This window comes from Corynebacterium sp. LaCa117, assembly GCF_046717765.1.
GTDB lineage: Bacteria > Actinomycetota > Actinomycetes > Mycobacteriales > Mycobacteriaceae > Corynebacterium > Corynebacterium kefirresidentii.
Map to the genome: position 1 here is coordinate 2,473,102 of NZ_CP177102.1, position 20,532 is coordinate 2,493,633.

A 20,532-nucleotide genomic window follows, 5' to 3' on the forward strand; every position below is an offset into this window, starting at 1 on the left:
AGATGGAACATCATGAGATGGGTTCCTTGCGCGGCAGCAGTGGGTCTTCTCGCTGTAGCCAGCGCGCCCGCCGCTATCGCAGAGGAAAAGCCCGCGGTGGAGTTTCTGGACCACGCCCAAATCCTTAGCACTTCGGACGAAGAGGCCATCAAATCGCAAGCCCAGTCCATGCATTTGCCGGATTCCGTGCACGAGGTCCTCTACGCTACGTACCCGAATTCGGGCGAGGAATTTTCCCGCACCCTGTTCCATGACTTGGAACGCGAGCATCCACAGTTCATCAGCGGAAGTGGGCTACAGAAAAATGTGCTCGTCATCGCGGTAGGTTTTGAGCCCAATAGTATGGCCGTGCACTGCGGCACAGAGGTGTGCCAGGACATCAAGATTTATGACGAGGGCCGCGTGGACGGCATCTTGGACCAGATGCGGTCGGCGTTGGCGGACGATGACTATACCATCGGCATGATCTTGGCCACTCGCGCCGCCGCGGATACCACCGTGCGCCGGCAATATACGCAGGATATGCCCACGTGGTCCGTATTCATCGCGGCCACTATGGTGCTCGTGGTTCTGGGCGCGGTTGGCCTCATTACCTACTTGTTCATCCGCCGCGCCCGAGTGCGCAAGCGCTTCGATTATATTAAGGGCGCTCGCGACGGGGCTGAGGAACTCATCAAGCGCACGGAAGCACGGATTGACGCCCTGCATTCCCCCTTAGCGGGCGACTACCTGAAGGTACAGTGGCGCTCTCTGGTCAATCAGTACACCGATGCGCGGCCGACGCTCAAGGCCTTAGAACATGTCCAGGACTTTTCCTCGCATGCCGCCTCCATCAAGGAGTCCTATAAGGCGCTCAAGCAGATCCATACGGCCGCAGCGCAGATAGATTCCCTGGAAAAATTCTGCGACGGCGATACTGTGGTACGCGCCGGCGAGACGCAATGGCTGCTTAACGACGCCCAAACGGCCCTCTCCCGTCAACCCGACAACGCCAGCCTCCGCCAGATGACCCAGCGCATTAGTAACCTATCTCAGGACCTTTCGCGGGATGACTTTGACTTCGCCTTCGCTCGCCTCTTAGAGGACTACCACCCACTGGTGGGTGCGCTGCCAGAAAGGCTATATCCACAGCGCGACCGCCAGACTCCCCCGCTGTTGGGCACGCCGGAATGGCGCCCCGGCATGGGCACACACTATATGCCCTATAGGTTCGCGGGCTTCTGGGTGGCCAACAATAATGTCTCCTCCCAGCTGCCCAACCCGTATCGCTTCTAGGCGTTAACCGGCTCAGTGACCGGATCAATGCCCAGCTTATTGAGCATGTAGAGCACGCGGGCTTCGAGGTCATCGGCCAATTCGCGCGCCTGCTCTACGGTATCCGCAGCAGGAATATCCCAGATTTTGATGTCTTTGCCTGCCTCATCGCGTTCGACCTCACGGCCTAGGAACACGATATAATCCGGCATCGCTACCGTCCGCACCTCATCAAGGTACTTATTTGGAGCCTCACCCATACCGCGCTCGTTCATGACATGGGCGAGGTGGCCTTCTGCCTCGTTTTCTGGGTGGGCAACGGCGGTATCCACAAAGAGGGCCTCGCCGGCGTGCTTGCGGGTCAGTTCCGCCGCAGCCTGGGCCAGCGCATTATTAGTACCGGCGGCAAAGCGGATATGAAGGCGGTGAGCGCCGAAGTATTCACGCACCTCACGCTCCACCAATAGCGGCACGAATTCTTCGAGCTCAGCCTTCTTGGTGTGCTTGGCAATAACCTCATCGAGCTTGGCATCGATTTCTGCGGCGGTGTACTCGTGGCCGTAGTTTTCGTGCAGATCCTGACGCAGGGTTTCAAACTGGTTCATTGTTATCCCCTTTCTCGGATTATTGTCCCGTTTGCTAAGTGTTAACCTGACGTTAACTTTACAGGTTAACGGTGGGTTAAGTCAAACGGTTGGGTTAAACCCAATAGTTTTCTGCACCGAAAATGCGGGAAGGCCCGCCGGGAGTTCCGGCAGGCCTTCTTGGACTGTTCCTTCTTTTTATCGGGAATGCGCGATGCACGGCTACGCAATTTTAGATGCTCTTGCAGCCGCTCCGGCGACATTTTCCACATGCGGCGATCAGCCATACCGTCACCTCCTTCCTGTAGAGGTGATCAAGTTTAGTGGCCACGCTCCTGTTCGATGGCCTTGCCCTCGTTCCAGAATGGCGCGAGCTTATTATCAAACATGGACAGCGCGGAACCGATAGCCATATGCATATCCAGGTACTGGTAGGTACCCAGGCGGCCACCGAAGAGAACCTTATTATCCTTCGACTCCTGGGCGGCGAGCTTACGGTAGGCCTCCAGCTTGGTGCGATCCTCTGGGGTATTGATTGGGTAGTACGGCTCATCGCCCTTATCGGCAAAGCGCGAATACTCCTTCATAATGACCGTCTTGTCCTTCGGGTACTTATCCTTGCGCTCTGGGTGGAAGTGGCGGAACTCATGGATGCGGGTGTAGTCCACGTCCGCATCGTTGTAGTTCATCACGGGCGTGCCCTGGAAGTCGCCGGTGTCGAGCACCTCCAAGTCAAAGTCGAGGGTGCGCCAGCCCAGCTCGCCCTCGGCAAAATCAAAGTAGCGATCCAGTGGGCCGGTGTAGACCACAGGCGCATCTGGGGACTCAGCACGCAACTCTTCGCGTATCTCGAACCAATCGGTATCCAGGCGGACCTCAATATTGTCGTGGTCGGCCATATTCTCTAGCCAGGCGGCGTAGCCGTCGACAGGCAGGCCCTCATACGTATCGTTGAAGTAGCGGTTATTGAAGGTATAGCGCACCGGCAGGCGGGTGATATTCGCGGCCGGCAGCTCCTTCGGATCGGTCTGCCACTGCTTTGCGGTGTAATCGCGGATGAAGGCCTCATACAGCGGGCGACCGATGAGCGAGATGGCCTTCTCCTCCAGGTTTTGCGCCTCTTCCGGGGAGAATTCGCCGGCCTGATCCTTAATGAGCTGGCGAGCCTCATCCGGGGAGTAGTAACGGCCGAAGAACTGGTTGATAAGACCCAGGCCCATCGGGAATTGGTAGGCGGTGCCATCGTGCATGGCAAAGACGCGGTGCTGGTAGTCGGTGAAATCGGTGAACTTATTGCAGTAATCCCACACGCGCTTATTAGAGGTGTGGAAGAGGTGCGCGCCGTACTTGTGCACCTCGATTCCGGTGGTGGGTTCGGCCTCGGAGTAGGCATTGCCGCCGAGGTGATTGCGGCGCTCCACAATGAGCACCTTCTTATCCAGCTGGCTAGCGGCGCGCTCGGCAACCGTTAGACCAAAAAATCCAGAGCCAACAACGATGAGGTCATAAGAAGTCATGGCCTCCACTTTATTGCACTACGGCAGCTGACACGGCGCATCGGCGTGTCGCAACAGATTTCACAGAAGTCACAAACATACCATCACTATCAACTCTTAACTTTTGGCAACCGTTTTTACAGCTGCACAACCCTAGGGAGATAACAGTGCAACAACGACGTCGACTAGTACCCACCAGGTCAAAATGGTCCACCCCCGTCATCGCGGCGGTCACCTCCATCGCGCTCGCCGTGACGGCCGCATTCGGCGGACAGCAAGTTCTCAAGACCCAAGACTCCAGCAACGGCGGTCCCATTGAGGTCAAAAAATCCTCCTCTAGCTTCAGTGACGGCGAATCCATCGTCGTCGATGACCCAGCCGTAGCCGCTCAGGGCGACGGCGAAAGCCGCCGCGCGGTCAAGCAGTTCCACCGCGACGAAACCTTCAACATGTTCGCCGTCACCTGGGAGGGCAAGCGAGATATCAACTCCTTCGTCCGCTCCAAGCAGCAGGACGGTTCCTGGAGCGAGTGGCTGCCCATGGATGCAATGAATTACACCGAGGGCAAGAACGGCACCGAACTCATCTTCGTGGGCGATACCAACGATGTGCAGGTTTCCATGGCCAACGTTGACCTCGTGACCGGTTCCAACCTCGACAAGAAGGAAGACTCCCTCCTAGACAAGGCCGCCAAGGGCGCTGATGCCAACCGCCCCGCGCCACTTGCGTACAACGTCGGCGATATCTCCCCCGTGGCCGATGAGCGCACCCAGGTTGCGGATCTCGACGCCGTGTTTATCGACGGCAACGCTCAAGAAGGCGAAGCCATCGAGCCCACCGCGGAGACCGCGGGCATGCCTAAGGTAGTCACCCGCGCCGGCTGGGGAGCAGACGAATCTAAGCGCTGCCAGGAGCCAACCTACGACGATGGCCTCAAGGCCATGACCCTGCACCACACCGCGGGTACCAATAACTACACCCGCGCACAGGCAGCGGCACAGGTACGCGATGCCTACGACTACCATGCGCAGACCCTGGGTTGGTGCGATATCGGCTATAACGTGCTGGTGGATAAATTCGGCACCATCTACGAAGGCCGCTACGGCGGCTTGGACAAGGCCGTACAGGGTGCCCACGTGGGTGGCTTCAACTCTAATAACTGGGGCATTTCCATGATTGGCAACTACGAGGAAACCGAGCCTTCCCGCGAGATGCTCAACTCCGTGGCGGAGATTGCCGGCTGGAAGGCCGCTATTTCTGGCATCGATCCAATGGGCAAGGCCAGCTTGTACTCCGGCGGATTCAACGGCTCCAAGTTCCCTGCAGGAACCACGGCCACCGTGCCGGCCTTCGCGGGCCACAACGATTTCCACTACACGGCTTGCCCGGGCCAGTACACCACGCGCCACTGGGACGAGATTCGAAAGAATACCAAGCGCAAGGCGGATGCCATCAAGTCCGGCAAGAACAGCACGGACCTGAACTGGCAAGAGTCTCCACAGCCAAATACCCCCAAGACCCCGCAACCAAATACCCCCAAGACCCCGCAACAGGTGGGCGGAGAAATCATGTCCTCGCTTGGCGAGGTCGAGGTACCGGTCTCCACTATCTCCGCCCTTGCCGGCATCGCTGCCGCCGTCTTCGGCGTGCTCATCGCCAATGAGCGCCTGCAGAAGCCTGATACCGATCAGAAGGTGGCGGGCAACCTGACCACCGGCGATATCCCGGAGATTGTCAATAAGGTTGTCCAGGTCTCCAGCAACGAAGGCCTGAAGGAATCGTGGACCTCCGTCCTCAACGCTTTCGGCCCAGTCCTAGGCTTGGCAGTCGGCGGCCCGGATACTACCGACGGCGGCAAGATCCTCTACCAGCTCTTCCAAAATGGCGTGGTGCTCTCCTCCAAGGAGTCCGGCACCAAGGCGCTGACGGGCGAGATTGCCAAGAAGTGGTCCGAGGGCGATAATGCCTCCAAGCTCGGCCTGCCGACCTCCAACGAGGAAAAGAATGGCAAGGAAATCCGCGTGAAGTTCCAGGGTGGCGAGATTGTCTACAACACCGAAACGGAAAAGGTAGACATCTTCACCGACTAGAACCAGCGCTCTAGCACCTTAGCGACGCCCGCCTGGTGGTTAGCCACGGTGACCGCATCCGCGGCCGCCTTTACCTCCGGGTGGGCGTTTTCCATGGCCACGCCACAGCCGGCCCACGTCAGCATTTCGATATCGTTGGGCATATCCCCAAAGGCAATAGTCTCTTGCTGGGCGACCCCGGTGTGCTCCGCCAGCCATTCCACCCCGCGGCGCTTAGTCACATTGGGCGCGGCAACCTCCAAGATTCCTTCCTGCATGGAATAGGTCAGGTGCGCGAGCTCCGGATCGATGTGCGGCGCAATGAGCTCATAGAGCTCTGGGGCGGAGTAGTCCGTGTTGCGGATGAGGAACTTTACCGCCGGCTGCCCCACTAGCTCGCCCATGCTGACCACGCCGAAGCCCTCAAACAGGGCGTTTTCGGAATAGTGGCGCTCGACTACGAAGAGGTCCTCGACGGCGTCGGCAAGCGAGCCCCCTGCCCGCTCCGCGCCAAAGCCTACGGTGCCCAGTACGGTCTGGGCCACGTCCACCACTTCCGCCAACGCGGCGGGCGAAAGCTCATGGGCAGACATCACCCGATCCTCCGCGGAGTCATACAACACAGCACCGTTCGAGGTTACGCATACCGGCCGCACGGGCAGCTGCTCCAGCACCGGGGCAATCCAGCGGAACGGACGACCGGTAGAAAGCGCAAAATAGGCACCCTGTTGGACTGCCCGCGCCACGGCGTCACGATTGCGACGCGGGACGCGATGGTTGCGGTCCAGCAGGGTGCCGTCAATATCGCTCGCGATGAGGCGAGGCGCGCGGGCTGGGAAATTCTCCATACCCGCGAGTTTACGTCAGAACTTAGATGTTCAGGTCCTCGTCCTCGTTATCCTCCCACTCCAGGGAGCGCTTAATAGCGCGCTTCCAGTCGCGGTAGAGCCCCTCTACCTCTTCCTTGTCGCGCTTCGGCTTGAATACCTTCATGTCTCCGGTCTGGCTGCCCAAGACGCTGAGGTCATCCCAGAAGCCGTGGTCCAGGCCTGCCGCGAAGGCAGCACCGGTGGCGGTGGTCTCGATATTCTTCGGGCGGTGTACTTCCACGCCGAGGATATCGGACTGGAACTGCATCAGCAGTTCATTCATGGTCATGCCACCATCCACGCGCAGCTCGGTAATCTCCACGCCGGAGTCCGCCACCATGGCGTCGGCGACATCGCGCGTCTGGTACGCGGTGGATTCGAGCACGGCGCGAGCCAAATGCTTGCGGTTGGCAAAGCGGGTCAGGCCCACAATGACGCCGCGGGCATCCGGGCGCCAGTACGGAGCGAAGAGTCCGGAGAAGGCCGGCACGATATAAACGCCGCCGTTGTCCTTAACTTCGCGTGCGAGGTTTTCGATGGACGCAGCGTTGGGGATGATCTGCAGGTTATCGCGCAGCCACTGCACCAGGGAACCGCCCATGGATACAGAGCCCTCGAGGGCGTACACGGGGCGCTCGCCCTCGCGCTGGAAGCAGACGGTGGTCAGCAGGCCGTTCTCGGAGAACTTCGGGGTGGTACCCGTATTCAGCAGGAGGAACAGGCCGGTGCCGTAGGTATTCTTTGCAGAACCTGCGCGGAAGCAGCCCTGGCCGAACATCGCGGACTGCTGGTCACCCAGGATGGCGCGGATAGGCACGCCGGACAGCGAGCCGCGCTCACGCACGGTACGGAAATCGCCCAGGGACGGGCGGATCTCCGGCAGCATGGACATCGGGATGCCCATTTCCTTACACAGTTCCTCATCCCACTCCAGCTTTTCGATGTCCATCAGCAAGGTGCGGGAGGCGTTGGTGACGTCGGTGGCGTGCAACGCTTCGCGGCCGGCATCGCCCTCGGCGCCGCCGGTGAGGTTCCACAGCAGCCAGCTATCGATGGTGCCGAAGAGCAAATCGCCTGCCTCGGCACGCTCGCGGGCGCCTTCGACGTTATCGAGGATCCACTTCACCTTCGGACCAGCCGGGTAGGAGTTAATAATCAGACCGGTGCGGCGGCGCCACTTTTCTGGCCCTTCCTCACCCGAGAGCTCCTTACAGATGGCGGTGGTGCGGGTATCTTGCCAGACAATAGCGTTGTAGACCGGCTTGCCGGTGTGCTTATCCCACACCACGGTAGTCTCACGCTGGTTGGTGATACCTACCGAGTCAATGTCTTCCACGGTGATATCGCCATTGGCAAGAGCCTCACCGACGGCGCGACGGGTATTGCTCCAGATTTCTTCCGGGTCGTGTTCTACCCAGCCCTTTTCGGGAAAGATCTGCTCGTGTTCGAGCTGACCAACGGCAACCTGCTCGCCATCGTGGTTAAAGATAATGCAGCGCGTCGACGTAGTTCCCTGATCGATTGCGGCGACGTATTTCTTGTTAGTCATGTGTCTAGTCTCCTATACGAAGATGGATTTAGAGCGCAACGGACAACAGGCCAACGGCTACAGCCGCGACCAACGGGGCCACGATAGGGACCCAAGCATAGCCCCAGTTCGCACTGCCTTTGTCCTGGATGGGCAAGATGAATGCATAGGCAATTCGCGGGCCCAGATCACGGACCGGATTGATGGCATAACCCGTGGGGGTACCAAGGGACAGACCGACTGCCACAACAACGAAGGCAACAGCGAAGTAGCTCATGGGGCCTAGCTCACCGCCGGTTGGGCCGAAGGCGATGAACATCAACAGCACGCAGGTAGCAATAAACTCCGTCACCGCATTCCACCCGTTTTTAGGGTGGGCCGGCTTGGTAAAGAAGATGCCGTTCGTGTCCTTATTGGCGCCGGTGACGTTTCCGGCGTCGTCGTAATTATTGGCGTCGAAAAGCTGCTTGAAGGCAGCCCATGCCAGGATGGCACCCAGGATTGCGCCGAGGATCTGGCCTAGGCAGTAATACGGAACCAGGGACCATTCGAGCGATCCATTGACGGCCAACATGATGGTGACGGCGGGGTTGAGGTGCCCGCCCGTGGGGTCGGCCACGCTGGCGCCGACGAAGACCGCCATGCCCCAGCCTAGGGCGATAACGATCCAATCGGAGCCGCGTGCGCCAGAGGTGCGCAGGTTTACCAGCGCACATACGCCGTTTCCTAGAAGGAGCAGCAACGCAGTGCCGATAAACTCCCACAGGAATGCATCAAATCCGGTCATAACTTATACCTCGTTTTGGGTGGGTCGGGCGGATCCTGCGCGGACCAAAATGTCATTGGCCTCGCGGTCAGTTACCGCAGCTTCTGCTTCAAGTTCGGCCTGGGTGTGGGCCTTGAATTGGGATACCTCGCGCTCCTTTTCGGCGTCGCTCCAGCCCAGCAGTGGTGCCACAAAGTCAGCAACTGCCGGGGCGGCATTTACGCCGCGGTCGCCAAACTCGATGGCGATACGCAGACGGCGGGACAGGATGTCCTCCAAGTGCAATGCGCCTTCGTGAGTGACGGCGTAGCGGACCTCGGCCCACAGGTAGGACTCGGCACCTGGAACTGGCTCCAGCAGCGAAGCATCCTCGGCTGCAGGTGCCAAAACCTCACCCAGCAGGGAGCCATAGCGGCCAAGCAGGTGCTCGATGAACTCTTCGCTCAGGTTGTAGCGACGGGCCAGAGATGGGACTTGGTTAGCTAGAGCATGGTAGCCAGCGGCGCCCAAGATCGGGGTTTGCTCAGTGATGGACTCTGGCACCTTGGTATCTAGTTCTTGGACTGCTAGGTCCACGGCGTCTTTACCAATGACGCGGTACGTGGTGTACTTACCGCCGGCAACAGAGACCATGCCTGGGGCCACGCGCGCAACGGCGTGGTTACGGGAAAGGTTGGTGGTGGAATCAGACTTGCCGGACAGCAGCGGGCGTAGACCGGAGTAGACGCCCACGATGTCATCGCGGGTGATCTTACGGCGTACGCGCTGGTTAGCCTGGTCCAAGATATAATCAATATCGGATTTGGTGGGTGCCGGATCCGGCAGGGACAGTCCCTTTTCCCAATCGGTGTCGGTGGTACCGATGATCCAGTACTCGCCCCATGGGATAACGAAGAGGACGGACTTTTCGGTTACGAAGCACAGGGCTGCGTCCGCATCGAGCGCATCCTTGGGCACAACGATGTGCACGCCCTTGGAGGCGTGAACGGTGAACTTGCCCTCCACGCCGGCCATCTCTTGAATCTTGTCATTCCACACGCCGGTAGCGTTAATGAAGACCTTGCCGCGCACGGTGGTCTCGCGGCCGGTGGCGGTATCGCGAACCTTCGCGCCTACGATGCGGCCGCCGCGGTCCTTGTCAAAGCCAATGACCTCGGTATTGGTGCGAACATCAGCGCCGTACTCGGCGGCGGTGCGCAGGACGGTCATGGTATGGCGGGCGTCATCCACCAGGGTGTCGTAGTAGCGAACGCCACCCACAATGGCATCATCCTTCAGGCCTGGGGTCACCTTCAGCACGCCCTTGCGGGTCAAGTGCTTCTGCATTGGCACGCTCTTCGATCCGCCCATGAGGTCATAGAGCGTAAATCCACCGAACATCATGACGCGCTCCCACACGTGGTGGGTCAGCGGGAAGATGAACTTCAACGGCTTCACCAGGTGAGGTGCCAGGGTGGACATGTTGAGCTCGCGCTCCTTGAGGGACTCAGCCACGAGGCGGAAGTCAAACATTGCCAGATAGCGCAGGCCACCGTGGAACATCTTGGAGGAGCGGGAAGAGGTACCTGCGGCGAAGTCGCGTGCCTCAATGACGGCGGTCTTCAGACCGCGGGTGGCGGCATCCGCTGCCGCACCGGCACCTACGGAACCGCCACCAATAATGACTACGTCGTAGTCCTCATCTGCGTACCCGTTCCATAGATTTTCAAAGTATTCGGGGTTAAAGGATTGATTGCTTTGCTGGATCATTACTGACCACATCTCCTTCCTTGGTGCTTGCATGTGCCTGGGCCATTGGTCCGTGAATGAGATGGCATAAGCACAGCTAAAAGCAGGTAATTATGGGTTCGGTGGAAAGTATCGCACCGGGGCTACAGAGACTTCATCTCCTAAAATATATGTTAGGGGTCACCGACTTGAGTTACACATGTGGTTACTCACACGTAAGTTTCAGGCCCGTAAGCAGTCAGTTTCCTTAAAATACTTAGACTTCCAAAAAGAAAACCACCCCCTCGCGGGGGTGTAAAGCGGACGGAAAGCTGTCGCTATTTCTTCGCTAAACGGGCCATCGTCTCGAGCACTTCTGACATTCCGGCCTTTTCTGCCGAGTAGGTTACCGCTTGAGCACCCTTAACCACCTCTATCGGGGCAGTTTCCAAAGCCACCACCGGCATCCATTCGAGGAAGTCCTCATCCCCCGGCTCATTTGCAAAGACTAGAGTCTCTTCCGGCTCATCCTGCAGATCCTCTAGGATGCGCTCCACGCCTTGTGCCGCACTGGCGGCAGTAACAGACATTGCTGCAGCATCGAGGCGCGGCTGTGCAACACCCTCATCAATGACAATGGTCCACACGGCTTGTGGAACATCCACATCGCCTGCGGGCGATACCACTATAAGAACTTCGGCCGCCGGGTAGATATCCGCAAAAGCCTTGCGCAACCGCGGGGTCAGAGCCCCATCCTCCCAATTCAGCGCACTACTATGCGCTACCACCACACGCGGGATGGAGGAGAATTGAGCCTTCATGCGGTGCGGCAGGCGCGAGACGATAAGCCGGGATTGGGTAGCTGCCGCCAAAAGGCCCTGCTCAGCTTTAGAACCCGCCCAAATCTCCTTGCTGCTGGCGGTGATGGAAGCCTGGGTTTGCGCCACATCAGATTTCAGTTGCGCCATAACATCCGCGACCTTATCGCGGCCTTCATCCAAACCACGTGTTGCCTCTTCCACCACGGCGTTGAGATTGGCTTTGATCCAATCCAAAGTCTCTGGGGCGGTGCGCGCCTTAGTCTTGGACGCATCCTCTGCATCCCCCTTGGCGGCGGCCATGCGGTTGCGCACTAGGTCAACCGTGGTGTCGGATACGCGATCTTTAAGCCCCACCAGATCATCACGTAGTCGCCGCACGCGGTGGCGCTCAGTTTCTACTTCAGCATCCTGCTCCTCCGCCTCTTCGAGGGTGAGAGCGCCGCCGCCCTTACGGGCGGGCACCCAATATTCGCCCGCTGGCATGGGGCCAAATTCAGCTTCGTACTGTTCCCATAGCCCTTCCAACGCCTCTTGCATTCGGCGTCTAATCTCCGCGGTATCCGCTTCCGCATCACCAGTGGGATAGTACGGCTCTAGAGCAGTAATAAAGACTGGAGTCTTCGTCCGCCCCAGATTCTTTTTATGCCCTTTAGTCCACAGGCGCTGGGAGCCGAAGATAACCTGCGGGATTACCGGCACCCCAGCCTCATAGGCAATGCGGGAGGCACCACTTTTCATGCTGCGGATTTCAAAGCTGCGGGAAATCGTGCCTTCAGAAAACACCCCGACAAGTTCGCCCTCTTTAGCGAGCCGAACCGCCTGCCGCATCGAGGCACTGCCATCGATGCGATCAACTGGCACGTGGTGCATGGCCTTGAGCAACGGACCCGCTAGCGGGGCTTTAAAGATGCCGGCCTTTGCCAAGAAGCGCACGAGGCGCTTTTTGCGGTAAGCCAGAAAGGCCCCGAAGAGGAAATCCATGTAGCCGGTGTGGTTACAGACCAACACCGCGCCGCCTTCATCGGGGATATTTTCTTCACCCGAAAGGCGCATTTTTAATCCCTGCGCCAGAGTCACCCCCCTACCAATGTGAGTGATCTGGCGGTACAGGAAATTCGTCGCAGCGTTCATAACTCTCCAGGACGACGGCGGACTTACTGCGGGGTGAGGACATCCTTGCCCACGAAGGGGCGCAGGGCCTCAGGGACAACGACAGAGCCGTCGGCCTGCTGGTGGTTTTCCAAGATAGCAACTAGCCAGCGAGTAGTCGCCAGGGTGCCGTTCAAGGTAGCTGCGGTCTGGGTCTTGCCATTCTCGTCACGGTAACGGGTAGACAGGCGACGAGCCTGGAAGGTGGTGCAGTTCGAGGTGGAAGTCAGCTCGCGGTAGGTGCCTTGGGTAGGAACCCAAGCCTCATTGTCGAACTTGCGGGCCGCCGAAGAACCGAGATCGCCACCGGCAATGTCGATGGTGCGATAAGGCAGCTCCATGGCTGCAAGCATGTCCTTTTCCATGGATAGAAGGCGCTGGTGCATTTCTTCTGCATCTTCAGGCTTGCAGTAAACGAACATCTCCAGCTTGTCGAATTGGTGGACGCGCAGGATGCCGCGAGTGTCCTTACCGTGGGAGCCGGCCTCGCGGCGGAAGCAGGAGGACCAGCCAGCGTACTGCAGCGGACCGTTGGAGAGGTCGATGATCTCATCCTTGTGGTAGCCGGCAAGGGCCACCTCAGAGGTACCGACTAGGTACATATCATCGGCTGGGAGGTAGTACACCTCATCGGAGTGCTGTCCCAAGAACCCGGTGCCGGACATAATGTCTGGGCGGACTAGAACTGGCGGAATCATTAGCTTGAAACCAGCTTCGCGCGCCTTCTGTGCTGCAAGCATAAGCATTCCCAACTGGAGGAAGGCACCGTCACCAGTGAGGTAGTAGAAGCGAGCTCCACCTACCTTAGCGCCACGCTTGACATCGATAAGGCCCAGGGACTCGCCCAGCTCAAGGTGATCTTTCGGTTCGAAGTCGAACTCAGGAATCTGGCCGACCTCTTCTACCACCACGAAGTCATCTTCGCCGCCGGCTGGGGCGCCTTCAACCACGTTATCCAGCTTGTACTGCAGCTCTTCCACCTTGGCCTCAGCGGCAGACTGTGCCTCTTCCGCTTCCTTGACCTTGGCCTTCAGCTCATTGGAGCCCTCTAGCAAAGCCGGGCGCTCTTCCGGGGAGGCCTGGCCGATCTTCTTGCCAAAAGCCTTCTGCTCGGAGCGCAGTTCGTCGGCCTTTTGGATAGCAGCACGGCGCTGCTCATCAGCTTCCAAAAGCTGGTCTACGAGGGAGGGATCCTCACCTCGATTCACCTGGGAAGCACGGACAACGTCAGGGTTTTCGCGGAGTAGCTTGAGATCAATCACGAATGTAAGTTTAGCGTATCGACCACACCTTGCGGTGGTAATAACCAGCGAATTACCATGGAGTTATGTCCGCCGTTCAGCTCCCCGCCCGCACTATTACGGACGGCCCCGTTCCAAAACACACCCAATTGCACGATATCCTCGAAGAATTGTGCCGCACGACCCTCAAGCCCGGCGATACCCTCCCCGGCGAAAGGCTCCTTGAGGAGACCTACGGCGTGTCACGTATCACAGTACGCCGCGCCATCGGTGATCTCGTCGCGGCCGGGAAATTGCGCCGCATCCGCGGTAAGGGGACCTTCGTGGCACCTAATCCCTTAGTCTCCCGGCTCCACCTGGCCTCATTTTCAGATGAGATGGGCGCCCAAGACGTCACCGCCTCTTCCAAAATCCTTACCAGCGGCCGCAGTAGCGCCCCAGAAGATGCCGCCATCTTTTTTGATACGCCCGCACACACCGAACATATTCACCTGCGCCGCCTGCGCTTGGGCGATGGCGAACCGTACTCCATCGACGATGGCTGGTATAACTCCACGTTCGCACCCAGCCTTTTGGAAAATGACATCTACAACTCGGTCTACGCCATCCTCGATTCTGTCTTTGATGTCCCCATCACCGATGCGGATCAGACGGTCTCTGCAATATCGGCCGATGCGGACACTGCCCCGCTTCTCGACGTCCCCGTGGGCACCCCGCTGCTCCACATTGTGCGCTACTCCCGCTCGGGCGATAGGCCGGTGGAGTGGTGCTCCTCGGTTTATCGCACCGACCGCTATCGCCTGACTACCCGGGTGGCTAGGGAGAACAGTCTCTAGCCAGCATCCAGGTTAAAAGGTAAGATTAGGGGCCTTATGAAGAAATCACCTGCGTGGCGTTCCGCTGTGGCCGTCCAGATTGTCTTGATTGCGGCAATCGCGGCGGCCGTTTTCATGGGCATCTACGGCGTTATCAGCTCCCAGAAATCGGGCAGCGATGGGACCACCGCTGCCCACCAGCACGATAGCGGGGATAATTCAGAAACCGCCGCCCCTAAACCGGAACCTTTCACCGCCGCGGCCGCTGGTGCCTGCTTGACGTGGGATATCGCGCAAGATGGCTCCGCCACAGGGTTCAAGGAAGTACCGTGTTCCGAACAGCACCGCTTCGAGGTCTCCAAGACCGAAGACTTAAGTGTGTACCCCACCAGCGAATTCGGTCCAGATGCTACTCGCCCGGCACTTACCCGCCAACACCAATTGCGCGATGAGCTGTGCGAATCCGCCACCGTGAACTACCTGCACGGCAAGTGGGATCCCAACGGCAAGTACGACGTAGCATCCATTCTCCCGCCGCAGTCTGCCTGGGATCGCGGAGACCGCACCCTACTCTGTGGCCTGCAAACCACCGATGACCACGGCGTACCGCAGCTTAATCTCGGCAACGTAGAAGCCTCCGAGCAGGCCAACCTCACCAAGCCGGGCGAATGCTTGGCCATCGATGACAAGCAGGTTCCACACGTCGTTGACTGCGCTAAGCCGCACCAGATGGAAACCGTATCCGTCATTGATGTGGGCAAGCAGTTCCCTGATGGCTACCCGGATGGCAAGGATATGGACAAATTCCTTTCCGATACCTGTACCGCCGCTACCGAGGACTACCTCGGCGGCGAGGAACAGCTCTATCAATCCACGCTGCAGCCGTTCTGGGGTTCTATCACCGAGGCCTCGTGGAATGGCGGCACGAAGTCCGTCAATTGCTTCCTTGTGCATGCCCGCGCAGGCGGCGGCTTCTCTGCCATCACCGGTTCTGCTACCGGTGGCCGCCAGGCGCTGACCATCGATGGCAAGCCGCCAGAGGAGCGACCTGAGCGCAATCCGCTGCGCGAGGATAAGGACAATAAGCCAGCGCCCGAATCCGCCGCCCCTGCACCAGCCCCAGCGCCCTAATGGTAGAGGTATCAGAAGAGCGCTTCGATGAAATGGTCAACGCGGCGCTGGATCAGGTCCCCGAGGAATTTGTGCGCCGCATGCGCAACCTCGTCATTTTGGTCGAAGATGAAAACCCCGATAACCCGATGCTGCTCGGGCTCTATGAAGGCGTGGCACTGCCCCGCCGCACCTTCGACCACACCGGTTTCTTGCCCGATGCGATCTTCATTTACCGGAAGACTCTGCAGCGCTGGTCCGGCAGCGAGGAAGAACTAGCGGAACAGGTTAAAGTCACCGTCTTCCACGAGCTCGGCCACTATTTTGGCCTCGAGGAAGAGGAGCTGCACCGCCTAGGCTGGGGCTAGAGCTCCGTATCTGCCCAACGGGTCAATGCCCACTGCCCAAAATCCTTGCCACGGGGCTCCAGCACCATGAAGCGACAATTGGGCAGATAGCCGGTATAGGCAAAGTCGGCATCAACCCCCGTGGCATGCTTGGTGACCACGCGGATGGCCGCGCCGTGGCTGACAAGGATGACATCGTGGTCGTCGGCAAGCTGGCCTGCAATGCCCTCCAGAACCGGCTGGTAGCGCGCCAGCACATCCTCCAGGGTCTCGCCGCCTTCCATTCCGGCGTCCTGCTCGCCATCGCACCAGCCGCGCATGGCCACCATGTGCGAACGGTGGGCATCCTCGCTGCCGTCCATTTCCCAATCGCCGGCAGAAATCTCGTGCACTCCGGCGATCACGTCAACGCGCTGAGAAAACTCTGGCACCCCGCGCTCCTGTTCAAAGGCGCGCGCCGCCAGCATCGCAGTCTGCTGAGCACGCAGGGCAATGGAACATTTAAATTCCACCTCGCGCTCGCCCACCAACTGCGCTAGCTCACGGCCGACCTCCGTGGCTTGGTCGCGCCCGCGCTCAGTAAGCTCGGCCCCAGGCGGGCGGGTATCAAGAAGACGAGAAATATTGGAATAGGTCTGGCCGTGGCGCAGCAGGATGATTCTTCCGGGCATGCTTCTAGATTATTGGCCCCTGCGTGCCCGCGCTACCCATTCATCCGCCGCGGCAAGATCGCGCGGCGGCCTGCCTGCAGGGGTTGCCGCCGGCCAAGAGCCCAGGAAGAGCACGTTCTGCGCCCGCAACCACAATGCCCGGAGCGCCTCTGCCACCGGTTGGTCTTCAATATGCCCAATGAGGTCTACATAGAAACGGTATTCACCAAAGGCCTCCCGCGTAGGACGCGACTCGATCCGGGAAAGGTCCACCCCACGGTGCGCAAAGTCCTGCAGTGCCCCCACCAGGCTGCCCGGCTCATTAGGCAGGGTGAAGATAACACTCGTGCGATCCTGTCCGGTACGCGCGGTAGGTTTTCCCGGGCGCCCCACCAAAACAAATCGCGTTGCGGCGCCCTTTATATCCGCCACCCCCTGGGCCATGGTCTCCAAACCAAAGATCTCGGCCGCCCGCGCTGGTGCCGCCGCGGCATCAGCATCCCCCCGAGCCACCGCCTCGGCCGCAGCCGCATTGGAGTTAGCCGGCACGAACTCAACCTCCGGCAGGTGTTCTTTTACCCACCCGCGGATTTGTTGGAAGGCCACCGGGTGGGTACTGAGCCGTTTAATATCCTCCGCGTCCGGCTGGGTCATGATGCTAAAGGCCACGGGGATATCCACCTCGCGGTAAATCTGCACCGGTTCTGCCTCTACGAGTGCATCAAAGGTGGTGGTTACCGCGCCCTCGACGGAATTTTCAATAGCTACGCAGGCATACTCGGCCTGTCCGGCGCGCACCGCAGCCACCGCTTCCGATGGAGAGCCCACCGGCATGGTCTCTACTTCCGGCATATGCGCGGCAAACTTGTGCACGGCCGCTTCAGTAAAAGTTCCGGCCGGTCCAAGGAAGGCGATGGTGGTAGTCATGCTCGTCACCTTAGCCCACTAGACTGGTGCCCCATGGACTTTTCCGTAGAACAGCTCCGCGCGGACCTGCGCGGCCTTGCCCCAGAGGAGCATGGTTTTACCTACGTGGATCTGGACCGCAAGCCTTCCGCCTACGGCCGGCTAAGCGGCTGGGTTCTGTCCGCTAAGGATCTCTGCGATGTCCGCGGCATGCCCACAACCTTGGGAAACATCGATCGTACCTACTACCCTGAGCGTAGCGATTCTTTCATAGAGGACTTGGAAAAGCAGGGCGTGCATATCATCGGCAAGTCCTCCGCTCCGGAGCTTGGCCTGCGCGTAGATACGGAACCGGTGGGCCTGCCCCACCCCGATAATCCCCTCTACCCCGGCTGCACCCCGGGTGGTTCTTCGGGCGGCGCGGCGGTGCAAGTCGCACGAGGATTGCTGCGAGCAGCCCACGCCAGCGATGGCGGCGGATCCATCCGCGTGCCGGCCGCGGCCTGCGGCGTCGTGGGTTTCAAACCGACGGGTGCGGAGCTAGGTGTGCAGGGTTTTATTACCCGGACCGTGGCAGATAATGCGTTTTTGCATGGCCACCGCATGATCACCCCGCGCGCCCGCATCGGTCTGCTACTGGAGCCGTTGTTCTGCGATGTCAACGTCGATGCGCACCACCTCCGCGCCGCCCGCGAGGCCGCCCAGCGCCTACAGGCTGCCGGCTTTAAGGTAGTGCCCATTTCCCCCTATCCTCAGGCTCGGTCTACCTTTGCGCATTTCCGGAATACTTTTACCTCCCGCCTAGCGGAGCTTCACCCAGCAGAAGGCTACGCCGAGTGGATTGCCCAGCAGGGGCGGCGCGTCAGCTCTGCCGAGGTGGCCGCGGCGCGGGCACACGTTCGGCAGCTGCCGGACCTCCTGTCCCAAGAGTGGGGCGTAGATGCCATCCTCACCCCGATGCTGACCACGGATCCACCGCGCACCGGATATTTCCTGTCCCTGTCCCATGAGGAGAATTTCGCAGCCCAGACCCGGTGGTCCCCGTGGGGTTCGCTGTTTAATATGGCCCAACTTCCCGCCATTTCCGTGCCGTGGACCATTCCCAATCACCCACCGGTGGGAGTACACCTGGGAGGCATTACGCTTTCCGACGCCTCCCTGCTCGGCCTCGCCCATATCCTGCACCCATGACCAAGTCTCTACGCGCCGAACTGCTCATCGTCCTCACCCTCACCTTTGGTATTTCCGGGGTGCGGGCGGTGTTGAACCTCATCAATTCCTTCGCCTCACCGCAGCGGCTCAATGAGCAATCGGTCACGCTCAACTCCAGCCAGTCCTCTTTAGCCTGGGTGGATATGGGCCTGCAGCTGTGCTCGGCCGCTGTACTCTGCTCCTATGGTGCTTTGGCGCTCTTCCTGCTGGCTAAGGACCATATTTTCCCGCGCGCCTACCGCGCCCGCGACTGGCTGGAGGGGGCAGGGCTTGCCGCACTTATTGGAATTCCGGGACTCGCCCTATATTTCACGGCGGTCCACTTCGGGTGGAGCAAAGAGATTATCCCCGGCGATTTTGCCAATGCTTGGGTGCACATTCCCGTTTCCCTTTTTAAGGCAGCGGCTAATGCCTTTGCGGAGGAAACCGTGGTGGTGATGTGGTTTATGACGCGCTTGCGCCAGGCCCGTTGGTCCCTGCCGGCAATACTTGCCGCGAGCTCCATCTTGCGCGGTTCTTACCACCTCTACCAGGGAGTTTCTGCTGGATGTGGCAATATCGTGATGGGGTTAGTGTATGGCTACTACTACCACCGCACGGGACGGGTATGGCCGTTGGTCATAGCGCATTTTCTTATCGACGCCGTCGCTTTCGTGGGTTATTCCTTCCTGTGAAAATGCCCTTAGGGGGACGTCGCGAAGCGGGCGAAACTCCCCGCACCTTGTAAGGTATAGCGCATGACTGAATCAGGACGAGATCCGCATAGGGAGGCCCGCCGAGCCGGCGACGGTTCCTCCACTGAATTCGTCCTTGGGGCCGATGGGCGTCCCCTCAAGGATCGATACGGCCGCCCCATTCGACGTCGTTCCTCCGCCCGCCCGACGCCGCGGCGCGTCGAACCGGAACAGCAATCCTTCCGCGCTCCGCAGCCACAGCGGCAGCAACAGCCACCGCGCCGCACCCCGCCCCCAACACCGAGCCGCTACCCGAGTCAATACCGAGCGCAGCAACGGCCGCCCCGTCGGACCGAACCCCGACCGGCGCCCCGCCAGCGCCCGCATAGCCGCCGCAAGAAGGTCAATCCGGCCAAGCGCGCCCTCGGTTGTGTTGGCTTGGCGCTCGTTGTACTGCTGGTATTCAACCTCGTCTTCATGTTTTGGACCGATGCTCGCCTGACCCGTATCGAGGCGCTCCCCGAAGACCAAGTGCCTAATACCGCCGGCACCAACTGGTTACTTGTTGGTTCCGATTCCCGTCAGGGACTCAGCGAGGAACAGCAGGCCGAACTGGGCACCGGCGGCGATGTGGGCGAAGGCCGCACCGATACCATCATGCTGCTGCACATCCCTCGCACCGGCAAAGCCAAGCTTGTGTCCATTCCGCGCGATAGCTACGTGGAAGTCCCCGGTTTTGGCATGGACAAGATCAATGCCGCCTTTACCTACGGTGGACCGCAGCTACTCGCCCAAACTGTTGAAGGGACAACCGGTCTGCACATCGACCACTATGCCGAGATCGGTATGGGTGGCTTGGCCAATGTGGTCGATTCTGTCGGCGGCGTGGACGTGTGCGTGAAAGAACCCATCAATGACCCGCTCGCCGGCATCGATCTCCAAGACGGCTGCCAGAAACTCAAGGGCCGTGATGCCTTGGGCTACGTGCGCACCCGCGCTACTGCCATGGGTGACCTAGACCGCGTGCAGCGCCAGCGCGAATTCTTCTCCGCTTTGTTGGATAAGGTGGCCTCCCCAGCTACCATTATCAACCCATTCCGCGCCTTCTCCTTGGTAAACCACACCGCTTCCTCGTTCATCGTGGGCAACGGTGACCACGTCTGGCATCTTGCCCGCGTGGCGCTTGCCATGGGCTCCGGTGTGGACACAGAAACCGTCCCCATCGGTGGGTTCCAAGACACCGAGGTAGGCAACGTAGTCCTCTGGGATGATGAAGCAGCCTCCGGGTTGTGGGATTCCCTCAAATAGGGATCAAAAAATGGCACCTCCGCTAC

19 protein-coding genes are annotated in these 20,532 nt (G+C 59.7%); 8 read left to right on the top strand and 11 right to left on the bottom strand.

Going from position 1 to position 20,532, the window contains the following annotated elements; genetic code table 11:
- Positions 1-12: 12 nt before the first annotated feature.
- Entirely contained in the window at positions 13-1,275 is a 1,263-nt protein-coding gene (locus ACLI1L_RS11865) for a hypothetical protein (protein WP_411707664.1), read from the top strand.
- Here the strand turns inward: ACLI1L_RS11865 and ACLI1L_RS11870 are convergent.
- The 3 genes from ACLI1L_RS11870 to glf all read right to left on the bottom strand — a co-directional run bounded on the left by ACLI1L_RS11870 (position 1,272) and on the right by glf (position 3,355).
- The gene (locus tag ACLI1L_RS11870) at positions 1,272-1,859 is read right to left on the bottom strand and encodes a three-helix bundle dimerization domain-containing protein (RefSeq protein ID WP_394286486.1); all 588 of its coding nucleotides are present in this window, start codon (positions 1,857-1,859) and stop codon (positions 1,272-1,274) included. The two genes, ACLI1L_RS11865 and ACLI1L_RS11870, sit on opposite strands and share 4 nt — an antisense overlap.
- Before the next feature lie 65 nt (positions 1,860-1,924).
- Positions 1,925-2,125 (bottom strand): DEAD/DEAH box helicase, encoded by a 201-nt coding sequence (locus tag ACLI1L_RS11875; RefSeq protein ID WP_248099963.1) that lies wholly within the window; start codon positions 2,123-2,125, stop codon positions 1,925-1,927.
- A 33-nt stretch (positions 2,126-2,158) separates the two neighbouring features.
- Entirely contained in the window at positions 2,159-3,355 is a 1,197-nt protein-coding gene (glf, locus tag ACLI1L_RS11880) for a UDP-galactopyranose mutase (RefSeq protein WP_411707665.1), read from the bottom strand.
- Positions 3,356-3,501: 146 nt separating this feature from the next.
- Between glf and ACLI1L_RS11885 the strand changes: the two genes are divergently transcribed.
- Positions 3,502-5,424 (top strand): N-acetylmuramoyl-L-alanine amidase, encoded by a 1,923-nt coding sequence (locus tag ACLI1L_RS11885; RefSeq protein WP_411707666.1) that lies wholly within the window; start codon positions 3,502-3,504, stop codon positions 5,422-5,424.
- On the opposite strand, the gene ACLI1L_RS11890 is transcribed toward ACLI1L_RS11885, so the two are convergent.
- The 6 genes from ACLI1L_RS11890 to serS all read right to left on the bottom strand — a co-directional run bounded on the left by ACLI1L_RS11890 (position 5,421) and on the right by serS (position 13,505).
- Complete coding sequence (locus ACLI1L_RS11890) at positions 5,421-6,251, bottom strand: Cof-type HAD-IIB family hydrolase (protein ID WP_005327047.1); 831 nt, start codon at positions 6,249-6,251, stop codon at positions 5,421-5,423. The genes ACLI1L_RS11885 and ACLI1L_RS11890 overlap by 4 nt on opposite strands.
- 22 nt (positions 6,252-6,273) lie before the next feature.
- Complete coding sequence (gene glpK / locus ACLI1L_RS11895; protein ID WP_411707667.1) at positions 6,274-7,821, bottom strand: glycerol kinase GlpK; 1,548 nt, start codon at positions 7,819-7,821, stop codon at positions 6,274-6,276.
- Between the two features lie 28 nt (positions 7,822-7,849).
- Complete coding sequence (locus ACLI1L_RS11900) at positions 7,850-8,587, bottom strand: MIP/aquaporin family protein (RefSeq protein WP_411707668.1); 738 nt, start codon at positions 8,585-8,587, stop codon at positions 7,850-7,852.
- A gap of 3 nt (positions 8,588-8,590) precedes the next feature.
- On the bottom strand, positions 8,591-10,315 hold the full coding sequence (locus tag ACLI1L_RS11905) for a glycerol-3-phosphate dehydrogenase/oxidase (protein WP_411707669.1): 1,725 nt from the start codon (positions 10,313-10,315) through the stop codon (positions 8,591-8,593).
- A gap of 296 nt (positions 10,316-10,611) precedes the next feature.
- Entirely contained in the window at positions 10,612-12,147 is a 1,536-nt protein-coding gene (locus ACLI1L_RS11910; RefSeq protein WP_411707670.1) for a lysophospholipid acyltransferase family protein, read from the bottom strand.
- Positions 12,148-12,248: 101 nt separating this feature from the next.
- Positions 12,249-13,505, bottom strand: a complete 1,257-nt coding sequence (serS, locus tag ACLI1L_RS11915) for a serine--tRNA ligase (protein WP_049359893.1) — start codon at positions 13,503-13,505, stop codon at positions 12,249-12,251.
- Between the two features lie 65 nt (positions 13,506-13,570).
- Between serS and ACLI1L_RS11920 the strand changes: the two genes are divergently transcribed.
- From ACLI1L_RS11920 to ACLI1L_RS11930, 3 genes are read left to right on the top strand one after another with little or no spacing between them, the layout of a single operon-like run.
- A complete protein-coding gene (locus ACLI1L_RS11920) occupies positions 13,571-14,320 on the top strand; it encodes a GntR family transcriptional regulator (protein WP_086588561.1) in 750 nt (249 codons plus the stop codon).
- Between the two features lie 36 nt (positions 14,321-14,356).
- Entirely contained in the window at positions 14,357-15,430 is a 1,074-nt protein-coding gene (locus ACLI1L_RS11925; protein WP_411707671.1) for a septum formation family protein, read from the top strand.
- Positions 15,430-15,777 (top strand): metallopeptidase family protein, encoded by a 348-nt coding sequence (locus ACLI1L_RS11930; RefSeq protein WP_086588563.1) that lies wholly within the window; start codon positions 15,430-15,432, stop codon positions 15,775-15,777. The genes ACLI1L_RS11925 and ACLI1L_RS11930 overlap by 1 nt, the downstream gene beginning before the upstream one ends.
- On the opposite strand, the gene ACLI1L_RS11935 is transcribed toward ACLI1L_RS11930, so the two are convergent.
- Positions 15,774-16,427, bottom strand: coding sequence for a histidine phosphatase family protein (locus ACLI1L_RS11935; RefSeq protein ID WP_411707672.1), 654 nt, complete (start codon positions 16,425-16,427; stop codon positions 15,774-15,776). The genes ACLI1L_RS11930 and ACLI1L_RS11935 overlap by 4 nt on opposite strands.
- A 9-nt stretch (positions 16,428-16,436) precedes the next feature.
- Entirely contained in the window at positions 16,437-17,333 is an 897-nt protein-coding gene (gene pheA, locus ACLI1L_RS11940; protein ID WP_411707673.1) for a prephenate dehydratase, read from the bottom strand.
- 33 nt (positions 17,334-17,366) lie between these two features.
- Between pheA and ACLI1L_RS11945 the strand changes: the two genes are divergently transcribed.
- The 3 genes from ACLI1L_RS11945 (at position 17,367) to ACLI1L_RS11955 (ending at position 20,506) form a co-directional block, all read left to right on the top strand.
- Positions 17,367-18,503, top strand: a complete 1,137-nt coding sequence (locus ACLI1L_RS11945) for an amidase (protein WP_411707674.1) — start codon at positions 17,367-17,369, stop codon at positions 18,501-18,503.
- Positions 18,500-19,198: a CPBP family intramembrane glutamic endopeptidase gene (locus ACLI1L_RS11950; protein ID WP_411707675.1), complete on the top strand. Its 699-nt coding sequence runs from the start codon at positions 18,500-18,502 to the stop codon at positions 19,196-19,198. The genes ACLI1L_RS11945 and ACLI1L_RS11950 overlap by 4 nt, the downstream gene beginning before the upstream one ends.
- 63 nt (positions 19,199-19,261) lie before the next feature.
- On the top strand, positions 19,262-20,506 hold the full coding sequence (locus ACLI1L_RS11955; protein WP_411707676.1) for an LCP family protein: 1,245 nt from the start codon (positions 19,262-19,264) through the stop codon (positions 20,504-20,506).
- The last annotated feature ends 26 nt before the right edge of the window (positions 20,507-20,532 follow it).

Excerpts from the sequence above, each read along its gene's own strand:
- ACLI1L_RS11945 (WP_411707674.1), top strand. The coding sequence starts at position 17,367 with ATGGACTTTTCCGTAGAACAGCTCCGCGCGGACCTGCGCGGCCTTGCC.
- ACLI1L_RS11935 (WP_411707672.1), bottom strand. The coding sequence starts at position 16,427 with ATGCCCGGAAGAATCATCCTGCTGCGCCACGGCCAGACCTATTCCAAT.
- ACLI1L_RS11900 (WP_411707668.1), bottom strand. The coding sequence starts at position 8,587 with ATGACCGGATTTGATGCATTCCTGTGGGAGTTTATCGGCACTGCGTTG.
- glf (WP_411707665.1), bottom strand. The coding sequence starts at position 3,355 with ATGACTTCTTATGACCTCATCGTTGTTGGCTCTGGATTTTTTGGTCTA.
- ACLI1L_RS11955 (WP_411707676.1), top strand. The coding sequence starts at position 19,262 with ATGACTGAATCAGGACGAGATCCGCATAGGGAGGCCCGCCGAGCCGGC.
- pheA (WP_411707673.1), bottom strand. The coding sequence starts at position 17,333 with ATGACTACCACCATCGCCTTCCTTGGACCGGCCGGAACTTTTACTGAA.
- ACLI1L_RS11930 (WP_086588563.1), top strand. The coding sequence starts at position 15,430 with ATGGTAGAGGTATCAGAAGAGCGCTTCGATGAAATGGTCAACGCGGCG.
- ACLI1L_RS11925 (WP_411707671.1), top strand. The coding sequence starts at position 14,357 with ATGAAGAAATCACCTGCGTGGCGTTCCGCTGTGGCCGTCCAGATTGTC.
- ACLI1L_RS11905 (WP_411707669.1), bottom strand. The coding sequence starts at position 10,315 with ATGATCCAGCAAAGCAATCAATCCTTTAACCCCGAATACTTTGAAAAT.
- ACLI1L_RS11875 (WP_248099963.1), bottom strand. The coding sequence starts at position 2,125 with ATGGCTGATCGCCGCATGTGGAAAATGTCGCCGGAGCGGCTGCAAGAG.
- ACLI1L_RS11950 (WP_411707675.1), top strand. The coding sequence starts at position 18,500 with ATGACCAAGTCTCTACGCGCCGAACTGCTCATCGTCCTCACCCTCACC.
- ACLI1L_RS11920 (WP_086588561.1), top strand. The coding sequence starts at position 13,571 with ATGTCCGCCGTTCAGCTCCCCGCCCGCACTATTACGGACGGCCCCGTT.
- glpK (WP_411707667.1), bottom strand. The coding sequence starts at position 7,821 with ATGACTAACAAGAAATACGTCGCCGCAATCGATCAGGGAACTACGTCG.
- ACLI1L_RS11870 (WP_394286486.1), bottom strand. The coding sequence starts at position 1,859 with ATGAACCAGTTTGAAACCCTGCGTCAGGATCTGCACGAAAACTACGGC.
- ACLI1L_RS11890 (WP_005327047.1), bottom strand. The coding sequence starts at position 6,251 with ATGGAGAATTTCCCAGCCCGCGCGCCTCGCCTCATCGCGAGCGATATT.
- ACLI1L_RS11910 (WP_411707670.1), bottom strand. The coding sequence starts at position 12,147 with ATGCGCCTTTCGGGTGAAGAAAATATCCCCGATGAAGGCGGCGCGGTG.
- ACLI1L_RS11865 (WP_411707664.1), top strand. The coding sequence starts at position 13 with ATGAGATGGGTTCCTTGCGCGGCAGCAGTGGGTCTTCTCGCTGTAGCC.